The sequence below is a fragment of the Stieleria varia genome (assembly GCF_038443385.1).
Lineage (GTDB): Bacteria > Planctomycetota > Planctomycetia > Pirellulales > Pirellulaceae > Stieleria > Stieleria varia.
Genome location: NZ_CP151726.1, coordinates 1,753,205 through 1,764,564, shown reverse-complemented (window position 1 = coordinate 1,764,564; position 11,360 = coordinate 1,753,205). Strand labels below are relative to the sequence as shown.

The following is an 11,360-nucleotide window of genomic DNA, read 5'->3' as shown; positions in this document are numbered from 1 at the left end:
ACGATTGCGACTGACAGAATTTCGGATACCGCGCCACCGCGATTCCGGATTGCGTCGATGCTGTCCCATCCAAGCTGCCCTGGCCTAAATTGAACTCGGCAGCCGGCGTAAATACTTAACCGTAGCGTCAGCCTATCGCGATATGACCATGTCGATGACGGATGCGATGAGAAGCCAGCCCCGGGGCGTATCGTTTTGACGGCAGACGAGTGATAAGTGATAAAAGGATGCGTATTATTGCTCGCGTCCCTCTTCCTCGACCGCCTTGCCCCAGGATCCCTTTCCGCGATGTGGCTAAGGTACCGAAGTTCCCCCCGAGGTTCAAAGCGTTTGCCACATCTGGCGGATTTTTTTCAACTTTGAACTCAGAATAGGGGCCTGTCCAGGATGTCGTTTGCCCCCAGCTCCCCATCCGGGCTTGCCCCGGTGGAAGCGAGACTGACTGGCTACCAACACAATCACCTCATCTTCCTTCCAGCTCTCCAACCGGGCTCGCCCCGGTGGAAGCGAGACTGATTGGCTACCAACGCGACCACCTCATCTTCCTCCCAGCTCTCCAGCCGGGCTTGCCCCGGTGGAAGCAAGGCTGACTGGCTACCAACTCCGCACCCCAACTCCGTCCCAGCTCTCCATCTGGGCTCGCCCCGGTGGAAGCAAGACTGATTGGCTACCAACACATCCACCTCATCTTCCTCCCATCTCCCCATCCGGGCTTGCCCCGGTGGAAGCACGGACGATCACACGTTATCCCGTACGCTTCGCCTCACGGCGTCCATGTCGTATCTGCCGATCGTCCCCACATAAAAGCTGTTCATCCACAGATGCAGCATTCCATGTCGAAACGCAACGTTGTTCATGTACGACAGTGCGATTTGTTCTGGCGAACTCTCATAGTCCATCGCCAGTGTGAAGTGCACGTGATCGGGCAGTAACGCCAGCCGAGCAACTCGATGATGCTTCTTTCTGGCCGCACCAAGTATCGCGTCCCGTGTGACGCGTAGAAAATCAGGTTGGGCAGTCCGCCATCGTTCGGCGTGGACCAACACAAGATGCACCGCCGTCGCATATTGACCATGAGCACTGTTGATCACTGTTGATCACTTGCGTGACGTCCACATCGAACCGCAACTGAAACTCACGCATGGATTCATTTGTTTCGAGATCGGCCAACGGATGGTGCGCCAGTTGTTTCGAGACGTACTGATTGACGATCGCTGCCGATGCATCGCCCACACTGGTCAAACGAAAGTTGCGTTGCCACTTCACCGGACGCTCGTCGCGCAGCAGATGTTGCAATCGTCCTTTGATAGCGCGCACAACGGCGTGCGGAATCACATCGGGAGTGGTGCTGACCAGCAACAATTCTGAACCGTTTGGCCGCTGAGTGTGTTCGAGAACGCGAACATGATCGGGCAACATCGCTTGATTCAGCCGGTCAAGCCAAAGTTCTGCGGGCGGCAGCGTTTGATGGGGAAAAAGAGTCAGCGACCAACGCAGCTGATACGCACTCGAACAGTTTTCCGGCGTGTAGATGGGTTTGGGAGTCATGGATGATCGTCCCTTGACCACTGGCACAAGGCCAGTGGGGAGGCTGTTGTAGCGTGGACTGCATTTTAGCCATTCAGTCAGTTCACCACCGGCACAAGGCCGGCTGGGGTCCTTTGATCGTAGTGTATCACGCCATCGACTTCCAGCTTCCAGCTCTCCAACCGGGCTCGCCCCGGTGGAAGCAAGACTGACTGGCTACCAATGTTGCAACTCTGAGCGTTTGGTTTGCGTTCTGAGTGTATGATGGTGTTCGTTTTCGACTCGGAGAGTCGAACGACCGTCGCTCGACTTTCCAAGTCGAGCGCATGCCCCGCCAGACGTTGTGCCAGTCCCCTGAAAGTCACCATGAGTCAATTTCTTGCCACGGCGCTCGCCGGATGTCACCGTTTGTTTCTTTCTCAATCGCGACACAGAACTCTTGGCTGGTCTTTTGCTGCAATTGCCATTCTGCTGGCTCAGGTCATGCATTCATCGGTCGCCAACGCCGATTCGGAATCTCGTCCCAATGTCGTTTTGTTTCTCGCGGATGATCTCGGCTGGACAGGGCTGCGTTGTTTTGGCAGCGATCTCTACGAGACGCCCAACCTGGATGCACTGGCGGACTCGGGGATCAAATTCACCAATGCCTATTCGGCATGCACCGTGTGCTCGCCAACGCGTGCTTCACTGATGACCGGCATGTATCCCGCACGTTTGCACCTCACAGATTTTATCGCTGGCCAGAATCGCCCCTTCGCCAAACTCAAGATCCCGGAATGGACGAAACGTTTGGAGCCTCGTTACGTCACGATCGCGGAGGCCTTGCGGTCGGCCGGTTACAAAACAGGACACATCGGCAAGTGGCACTTGGAGGGACGCGGCAAAGACGGTCAAGGGACCGATCCTATGAGCCAAGGATTCGATTTCACTGTCAGTCGTCCACCGGGCACCAAAGGCTACCTGCTCAAGCCCGGAACGACCTCCCAAGCAGGCACGAACTACTTGACCGATTGGTTGACCGACCACGCTTGTGAATTCATCAACGAATCCAAGGACGATCCGTTCTTTTTGTATTTCGCCTACAACGTTCCCCATACGCCGATCCAAGGCCGCCAGGATTTAGTCGAGTACTTTCAACAAAAGGTAGATCCCGACGCGGTCCACACCAATCCAACCTACGCCGCGATGGTCGCCAGCTTGGACCAAAGTGTCGGTCGTGTTTTGAAAACGCTTGATGAAAAAAAACTCACGGACAACACGCTGGTGATTTTTGTCTCCGATAACGGAGGACTCACCCAGCGATACGGCAAACACGACGGGTTTACCGAGAACAAACCACTGCGACGCGGAAAAGGGTCTGCGTACGAAGGCGGCGTGCGTGTTCCGGCGATCATCAAATGGCCAGGCGTCACGCCGGCAGGCACCGTGTGCGAGCAACCGATCATGACGATCGATGTTTATCCCACGCTGCTGTCCGCCACCGGAACCACCGGCGATGCCGAACACAACCGGAATATTGACGGCAAGAACATCGTCAGCCTGCTGCGTGCTCCCGACTCAAGACTGCAGCGATCGCTGTTCTGGCACTACCCCCACTATCACGCCGGCGGCGACGGTCCCTATAGCGCCATTCGCGACGGCCGATATCGTCTGATTGAATTTCACGAGGACGGCGGGACCGAACTGTACGACTTGGAGACCGACCTCGGCGAGCAAACGGATTTGACCGCGGAGTTGCCTGAGAAATCTGCTGAGTTATTTGGAAAACTCAGGCAATGGCGAACGAATGTGGATGCGCAAATGCCCACGGCCAACCCTCAATACAACCCAGCCAAAGCCACCACGGTCAAGAATTAGTACTCCCTCGTTGGAGTTCAGGCTTCAGCCGCTCAACATGCGTTGCGTCGCCCTTGAGTTGAAATCTCCCGTTGGATGATTTACGATTCGAGTCCGCGGCGGCTTCCGTCTGATCGCCCGGATCATTCAATGGGGTTTCTTTGATGCATCGCGCAGGGCACTCGTTTCACGACATCCGAATGCCAAGTCGGCGTGGTTTCTGCGTTGCGACGCTGTGCCTCACCATCGCTTGCAGCGTTTTCGCGGTCACGGCCCCGCCCGCCGCCGCCGAGATCACGGTGGTTCTGTCAGAAGCTCGTGATCAGCCGACGGTCCAGAAATTCGAAGTCGACCTGCAATTGACGTTCACCGACGATCTGTTCAACGGTGATCTTGAGTTCGTGAATCTCGACATCATCAACAGCAGTTACAACGGCAACCCGTTGACCCATTTTGGCTTGGTGCAATTCCAAGCCACGGCCCCATTTGATGATTGGCAAGGCGGATCGCAATTCGGCGGGCCGCCAGGATTTGAATCGCAAGTGATGCTCGATGCATTTGCCTCCGCGATGTCATCGCCGGAGACCGTATTGAACGGCGATCCGATCACGATTGGCACTTTCACTTTTAACTATCAGCCATTGGGTTTGATGGAAGGCGACACTGTCACATTGGACGTGTTCGGATTCGATGATGGCTCTGGGTCAAGGACGACTTCGGTCGCGTTTCGCAACCCGGCCGACCTGTTGCCCAGGTTGGTCAACCCTGTATTCGCACCGCAGTCTCGCACGATCGTCGTCTCCGCCGTCCCCGAACCTTTTGGAATACTCTTTTTGTCAGCGGTGTCGCTTCCGTTGATTGCCTGTCGTCGTCGTAGACAACGATCCCGTGTTGGAGTGCAGGCTTCAGCCGCCCGATCCCTCCCTTCACTCACCACGGCAATCGCATTCCTGCTGCTCAGCATGCTGGCCTCACCCACACGAGCCGACGTCCTGGCCCGATTCGCGTTCGACGGCAACAACTATACCGACGACGCAACGAACACACTGGGTGCGAACACGGGGTTGAACCTCAGCAATGACGCACCTGCGATCGGCGGACTGACGGTAACCGAGTTGCTGTTCTCACCGGGCTTGGACCCCAGTGCAGCACTCGGTTTTGCCGCAAACGATTTCGACAACGCGTTGGGTTTCAGCACAGACGTCAACAGCGACCGTGACTTTTCCCTGGCCGATCAAACGGTTTTCTTTCGGTTCAGCGTGGCGCCCGGGTTCGCTGCGGACCTGGAAACGTTTTCATTCGACTCGCTCAAGGCACGCGGCGGCAACACGACCGGCGCTCGTGTCACGCACACTGTTTTTTATGATCCAGCCATCGACCCGGCCGTTGACGGACTGGTCGGTGACTTGGATTTCATCGTCAGTCGCAACCATGATCACACCGGTCCAGGAGAAGCGGGTGCCGAATCCACCGGAGGAAATTTCACTGCTGGTCGTTGGTCGGTCGACCCGATCGACTTGTCGTCTCAGACAGGTTTGACCGGCACCCACACAATCGCGATTCGATCCTATGCCAGCGTCGGCGTCGACCAAGACTTCGGCCTGGACAACCTGGTTTTAACAGGGACAGTATCGGCAGTCCCCGAGCCATCCACCGTGTTCTGCATCACCGCTCTATCCGCTGGGATGCTGTGCCGCCGAAAGAAACGTTGCTAGCGGCCACTTTGACATGATGCCGTATCGTCAGAAAGCGTCGTGTCCTTGACTCCCAAAAGAATTGCCCATCGTGGACCTTCCCGAATCTGTCTCTCGCAATCTTCGATCACGTGATCGCTGGGACAGCTTTTCCACGCATCGTCGTCGCGTTAGTGATTGGGTAAACCGGCTGGGGACAGAGTCGGGAGCGGTGGACTCAGAAATGCGTTTGGCGGTCCTCGGGGCGGGGAATCTCAATGACGTGGATTTGCACCCGTTGCTGCAGCGTTTCCATCAAATCACTTTGCTGGATTGGGATCGGAATGCGGTGGTCGCAGGAGTGGAGCGGCAAGCAAAAGTACACGAGGACCTGTGGCCAAGCGATCGAATCGAGATCCCGCCAGCGATCGACTTGTCGACTCACTCGAGTGAGCTGCAGTCGCTGGAACCGTTCCAAGTCATCGCATCGGTTGGTTTGTTGTCGCAGATGATCGAGCGGGAGTTGGCACAACTGGCCGGTCTCGGCGTCAACGATCCCGTTGTGATCTCCGAGCGACTTCATCACGTCCGAACGCGACATTTTGAAATCATCGATCGCATGTTGTCTCCTGAGGGAACCGCTTTGCTGACGACCGAATTCGTTTCATCGGACACGCTGCCCGGGCTCGCTCAAGTGCCGGAGGAACAACTCGCCCCTGTTTTGCGTGACGCCATGCTGGCCGGCAACTTTTTCAGCGGCATGCAACCCGCATCCGTGCTCGACTCGGCGCGCCAAGTCTTCCAAGCCGGTCACCGTCGCATCGAACCGGGCACCCCATGGCTCTGGGATTTCGGTCCGCGGACTTACGCCGTGGTCCCCTACTTCATCCTGCCGCCACGCAGAAGCATCTCTCCGAGACACTAACTACCCGCGTAGTGGGATTCGCCAGAAGTCCTGACAGGCCACGGAATTTTCACCCTATCTTTGCCCATTCCCGGCATGTCGCCGTTTTATGCGACAGACTCACGTTTTACCTCTCTCCTGAATTGAACGGTCCCAACCTCATGCCTTCACAGTTCCTTTTCATGATCGTCGCGTTGATGCCCGCCGCGTTACTAACCCTTGAGGGATCGGCTCATGCTGCTCCCAAAGACTTCCTTGATAGGAACCAGGCTTGGTTCGCGGGAGACGAGGCGAAGCGGATTGCCAGCAACATTTTGTCCTTCCAAAGCGACCTGGGTGGCTGGCCCAAAAATTTAGACACCACAGAGCGTCCCTTTACGGGCGACCGCACGAAACTGAAGGGAACCTACGACAACGGGGCGACCACCGATGAGTTACGGTTCCTTGGTCGCATCTATACGGCAACAAATGAACAAGCATACCGCGACGCATTTGACCGCGGCCTCGACTATGTGCTCCGTGGCCAATACGAAAACGGTGGATGGCCACAACTCTCGCCACCGGGCACTGGCTATCATCGCCACATCACATTCAACGATGGCGCCATGGTCCGCCTCCTCTCTTTTGTTCGCGAGGTCGCCACAACGAAAGCCTACCTCTTTGTAGATGACGAACGCCGTCAGACAGCAGCGAACGCTTTCGACCGTGGAATCGAGTGCATTCTCAAATGTCAAATCAGGGTCGACGGTGCGCTGACGGTCTGGTGTGCCCAGCACGACGAGATCGACTTTCGAGCGCAATCGGGACGTGCCTACGAATTGGCGACTCTCAGCGGGTCTGAGTCCGTGGGCATCACGCGACTGCTAATGAGCATTGAGAACCCTACGCCCGAGATCGTGAAGTCTGTTGAGGCGGCGGTGGCTTGGTTCGAAAAAGCGAAACTCCAGGGAATTCGTCTCGTCAAAGAGAAAGACCAGAACGGTCCAAAGGGTGTGAACTTGGTTGTTGTCGCTGACCCCAAGGCATCGCCATTGTGGGCACGCTTCTATGATATCCACAGCAACACTCCTGTATTCGTTGATCGCGACGGGGTTCCTAAACAGGCAGTCGCTGACATCGGATACGAACGGAGAAACGGTTACGCTTGGTACGGCAACTGGCCGCAAAAACTCTTGGACCGCGAGTATCTGCAATGGAAACAGCGGATTGCAGCAAAACCGAATCTATAGTCTGCAATACATTCGCACGACAACACGAGAGCGTGAATCATTCAGATGGCCGACGCGGTCGTTCCACCGACCAGCGTCCAGCCGTCGCGTTGGAGCGGATGGCGGGCGAGCATCGGATGTCACGACATCCGATGCCATGACATCACGCAGCCGATCGGAAGACAAAGTACACGGCACCCATGATGCAAAACGCCGCCCACAAGTAATCGAGTTTCAGCGGCTGATTCATGTAAAAGACGGCGAACGGGACGAAGACCGACAGCGTGATGACCTCCTGCAGAATCTTTAACTGTCCGAGATTCATCTGCGTGTACCCGATCCGGTTCGCCGGCACCTGGATCAGATACTCGAAAAATGCGATTCCCCAACTCACCAACACCGCGATCATCCACGGCCGACCATCAAGGTTCTTTAAGTGTGCGTACCATGCGAACGTCATGAACACGTTCGACAGCACCAGCAAGCACGCCGTCTTCCAAAACACAGGTCCCATTCAAGCCTTCTCCGTGTACGAATCGTGGGGGTGAGCATCCTGGTTGCCAATCGTCTGGAAGCTGAACATTCGACAATTCGGTAGAATATGAGAGACTCGTGAATCTCGACAGGCTCCACCTCCCGACATTTTCCAGCACCTGGAACAACCAGTGCGCCATTCGACGTCACGTCGAATGGAGTCGCAATCAAAGTGAGCCTCAGGCGCTAGCCGTGGGCCGGCACCACAATCCGCCTCAGGCCCACGGCTAGCGCCTGAGGCTCACTGGAGTCCACCAGCTTCGCCGGCAGTAGGGACATAGACTTGCGCAAACCCAAAATGCCACAACCCCATATTTTGAACAGCCCAGTGTTGACACTGCTTTTTTTGTCAATGTTTTTGTTCCACCTGTCGCAATCAAAGTGAGCCTCAGGCGCTAGCCGTGGGCCGGCACCACAATCCGCCTCAGGCCCACGGCTAGCGCCTGAGGCTCACTGGAGTCCACCAGCTTCGCCGGCAGTAGGGACATAAACTTGCGCAAACCCAAAATGCCACAACCCCATATTTTGAACAGCCCAGCGCACTCCGGCTGATCCAATACCCGAGACACCACCATCGGCTCAAACGCCGGCGACGTCCGCAGCTTTGTAGACGACTTGAGCTCGTTTGAATCCGAGTCGTTCGTAGAGTCGCACCGCGCCGGTGTTCTCCGTCGTGACCTCCAGATGCATCTTTCGCAAACCAGTCGAGCGAAATCCCATCGCCGAACGCATCAGTAAAATAGAGCCCAAGCCACGGCCACGGTGCTCCGGTGAGATCCCCAGGTTCTGGATTGCGCCCCAGCCGTCTTGCCGCAACCCCTGAACGGTACCCACCGGTTGCGGCGGCTCGCCAGGGGGATGGAAACGGATCAACCAAGTGGACTGAGGGACGAAGTTGGACCGGCTGGTGATTTCATTCATCAACCGCAGACATCCGTCACGGCGAGCCAGACAGGGAAAGACGTTCGCGTCGAGTTCTTCGCGAAAACTGTCGTACTTGGCCATCGCGTGATCCCGAATGATCCCGTCGCTAAAGGGCACCAACTCATAGCCGGCAGGTATCACCAACGTCGGCGGACTCCAATCGGCCAGATTGAAATCCATTCGAAATCGTTTGAAATAGGTCAGTCCCATAGCTGATCCCCCTGGTCGTTCACTTCCGACTCGGCCACAACCCACACGGCGATCACCGAAACCCAGCGATCACCAAATCCCAGCGTTTGCCGAGCACGCCGTCACGTCGAGCACCACTGCAGCGTACCACGGTCCTAGCCCAGCGGCGGGTCAATCGATCCCGGATAGTAGGATCCGGCCTGACGAAGTACGTTGACGGAACGGAATAATCATCAAAACACGCTCCTTTTCATCCGGATCCGACGGACTCCGTCAGTCCCCGATCCCCCACTGCAACTTGTCCATTCCACCTGACACATCACCAGACCACCAAGTGTTCGCACCGCTGGTGGATAAGTCAATCGTTTTGACCGGCCCCACCGCATCCGGAAAGTCCTCGGTGGCCGTCGAACTGGCGCAGCGGATCGGCGGCGAGATCCTGTCGCTCGATTCCATCGCGGTCTACCGTGAAATGGACATCGGGACAGCCAAACCCAGCGAGCAAGACAGACAACGCGTCCCGCATCACCTGATCGATCTGGTGGCGCCCGACGAAGATTTCAGCGTGGCGTGTTATCTAAAATTGGCGCACCGTTTGGTCGATGAAATCCGCGGCCGTGGCGGCGCAGCGATCTTCGTCGGCGGAACGCCGATGTTTCTCAAAGCCGTCTTGAGGGGATTTGACACCGGTCCGCCGCCCGACTGGGAGTTTCGGCGATCAGTCGAAGCCGACTTGGAGGAGCACGGCGCACAAGCCTTGCACGCGCGACTGATGCAAGCCGACCCGCTGGCCGCCCACCGTATCGACCTAGGCGACACCCGCCGCATGATCCGCGCGCTTGAGGTTGTCAAACAAACCGGCATCCCGCTGAGCCACCAACAGAATCAGTTCGACAAAGGATGCGCCGCCTCGGACTGTCGCGTGTTCGCATTCCAATGGCCACGAGAACAACTGCACGCACGCATCAACCGTCGCGTCGATGAAATGTTTGAGCAAGGTTTAGTCGACGAAGTCAAAAAGTTGGTCGGCCGCTACGGCCAATTATCTCGCACTGCGTGCCAAGCCGTCGGGTATCGTGAAATCCTACCCGTGGTCCACGATGACTTGTCTGCACGTGATCTTGCCGCTTTGAAAGAACAAGTCGCGGCGCACACGCGGCAATTGGCTCGCCGTCAAGAAACCTGGTTCCGTTCCTTCAGTGAGATCACGCCGATCACCGTCAACGATCCCTTGGATGTCACAACGATCGTTAATCAGATTACGAGCCATGATCAACCTGCAGGTCTTGATCAGCTCTCAGGCTGAGAAACGATCTGTCGCGCATAGGGTTTCACGCTTTCGACATGATCACCATGCGCGCCGGTCAAATGCGTAACAATCTTGTCAACATGGTCGTGGCAATTCTCCAAAAACGTCTTGTACTTGCTCGTCTGTGTTCCCGCGACGGCCGTCCCCGCGATGTAGATGCGAGGCAAGTTCGTTTCCATCGTTTCGGAATCGAACTGGGGTCGCAAGTTTTCGCCCGTCAGCTCGATGCCGATCCGTTGCAGCAACGTCTTGTCTTGTTCGTAGCCGATCAACGTCAACACGTCGTCCGCCGCAAGACGCCGCTCTCCCTGTGATGACTGGGCCACAACGTGTGACGGCGTGATCTCGGTGACGACGCAACCGAAACAGCCTCGGATACGTTCTGCGGCGATCAAGCCTTTGATCTCAGGCAACAGCCAGTACTTGATTCCGTCTTCGGGCAACTCCTCCCCGCGATGACAAAGCGTGACCCGTGCCCCGGCATGATGAAGTCTCAACGCAGCCTCGACCGCGCTGTTGCGTCCACCCACAATCACCACGCGTCGTCCCGCATAACGATGTGGTTCTCTGAGATAGCCGTCGACGTGCGCCAAGTCCTCGCCAGGGACACCCAAGCGTCGTGGTCGATCCGTGCCGCCGATCGCCAACACCACCGCGCCGCAACGGTAGGTATTTTCGCCAGCGGTTGAACGGGTGGTAACAACGTAGCCGGCCGCGTCTGGCCGAACATCGATGACAGATTCAAACGTGCACACCGGCAATTGGAATTGCGCGACGACGGATCTCAAGTACGTCAAATACTGCTCCCGCGTCGCCTTGCCCTGATCCGGCGTCAATAGTGGAACCCCAGCAATGGCGATCCGCTCATTGCTGCTGAACCAACGCGTCCCAGGCGCCCACCACGACATCGTTTGCCCAATCGAACCAGCGTCCAGAACGAGATGCTCGATCGCACATCGGTGCAGAGCCACGGACAATTCCAACCCGATCGGCCCGGCACCGACGATCAGGACAGGAAGCGATTCGGATTGCTGTAGGACGTCGTTCAAGATTACTGCGTAAAAAATGGAGTTTGTTTTTGTTTCTCCAGGGCATTGTAACATCGATGCCAATGTGCACCGGAATGTTGAAAAACACGGGGGACATCGACATCAGTCTGCCACTGCGCCGCGCATGAGTCTATAATGAAATTCCCACCCGTGGCCGCCCCTCTGCAGCCGCCCAACCGCCATTCACAACACATGGAACCACCATGA

Annotated in this window: 10 protein-coding genes; 5 read left to right on the top strand and 5 right to left on the bottom strand. The window is 56.7% G+C overall.

Annotated elements, in window-relative coordinates:
* Window positions 1-737: 737 nt before the first annotated feature.
* Both Pla52nx_RS06240 and Pla52nx_RS06235 read right to left on the bottom strand, forming a co-directional pair.
* Window positions 738-1,046 carry a transposase gene (locus Pla52nx_RS06240; protein ID WP_342190349.1) on the bottom strand — a complete coding sequence of 103 codons (309 nt, stop codon included), beginning with the start codon at window positions 1,044-1,046 and terminating at the stop codon, window positions 738-740.
* Entirely contained in the window at window positions 1,006-1,548 is a 543-nt protein-coding gene (locus tag Pla52nx_RS06235) for a transposase (RefSeq protein WP_146519761.1), read from the bottom strand. The genes Pla52nx_RS06240 and Pla52nx_RS06235 overlap by 41 nt, the downstream gene beginning before the upstream one ends.
* Before the next feature lie 345 nt (window positions 1,549-1,893).
* Here Pla52nx_RS06235 and Pla52nx_RS06230 point away from each other — a divergent pair, with 345 nt between their 5' ends.
* The 4 genes from Pla52nx_RS06230 (at window position 1,894) to pelA (ending at window position 7,169) form a co-directional block, all read left to right on the top strand.
* Window positions 1,894-3,384 (top strand): sulfatase, encoded by a 1,491-nt coding sequence (locus Pla52nx_RS06230; protein ID WP_197454538.1) that lies wholly within the window; start codon window positions 1,894-1,896, stop codon window positions 3,382-3,384.
* 179 nt (window positions 3,385-3,563) lie between these two features.
* Window positions 3,564-5,078, top strand: a complete 1,515-nt coding sequence (locus Pla52nx_RS06225; protein ID WP_197454539.1) for a hypothetical protein — start codon at window positions 3,564-3,566, stop codon at window positions 5,076-5,078.
* 70 nt (window positions 5,079-5,148) lie between these two features.
* Window positions 5,149-5,961, top strand: coding sequence for a hypothetical protein (locus Pla52nx_RS06220; RefSeq protein ID WP_146519764.1), 813 nt, complete (start codon window positions 5,149-5,151; stop codon window positions 5,959-5,961).
* Window positions 5,962-6,101: 140 nt separating this feature from the next.
* The gene (gene pelA / locus Pla52nx_RS06215; RefSeq protein WP_197454540.1) at window positions 6,102-7,169 is read left to right on the top strand and encodes a pectate lyase; all 1,068 of its coding nucleotides are present in this window, start codon (window positions 6,102-6,104) and stop codon (window positions 7,167-7,169) included.
* A 142-nt stretch (window positions 7,170-7,311) separates the two neighbouring features.
* Here pelA and Pla52nx_RS06210 read toward each other — a convergent pair whose 3' ends face one another.
* Window positions 7,312-7,662, bottom strand: a complete 351-nt coding sequence (locus Pla52nx_RS06210; RefSeq protein ID WP_146519766.1) for a DMT family protein — start codon at window positions 7,660-7,662, stop codon at window positions 7,312-7,314.
* Between the two features lie 599 nt (window positions 7,663-8,261).
* The gene (locus tag Pla52nx_RS06205; RefSeq protein ID WP_342190348.1) at window positions 8,262-8,786 is read right to left on the bottom strand and encodes a GNAT family N-acetyltransferase; all 525 of its coding nucleotides are present in this window, start codon (window positions 8,784-8,786) and stop codon (window positions 8,262-8,264) included.
* Between the two features lie 307 nt (window positions 8,787-9,093).
* Between Pla52nx_RS06205 and miaA the strand changes: the two genes are divergently transcribed.
* Entirely contained in the window at window positions 9,094-10,101 is a 1,008-nt protein-coding gene (gene miaA / locus Pla52nx_RS06200; protein WP_231741927.1) for a tRNA (adenosine(37)-N6)-dimethylallyltransferase MiaA, read from the top strand.
* On the opposite strand, the gene Pla52nx_RS06195 is transcribed toward miaA, so the two are convergent.
* The gene (locus tag Pla52nx_RS06195; RefSeq protein ID WP_231741928.1) at window positions 10,086-11,153 is read right to left on the bottom strand and encodes an NAD(P)-binding domain-containing protein; all 1,068 of its coding nucleotides are present in this window, start codon (window positions 11,151-11,153) and stop codon (window positions 10,086-10,088) included. The genes miaA and Pla52nx_RS06195 overlap by 16 nt on opposite strands.
* Window positions 11,154-11,360: the final 207 nt, after the last annotated feature.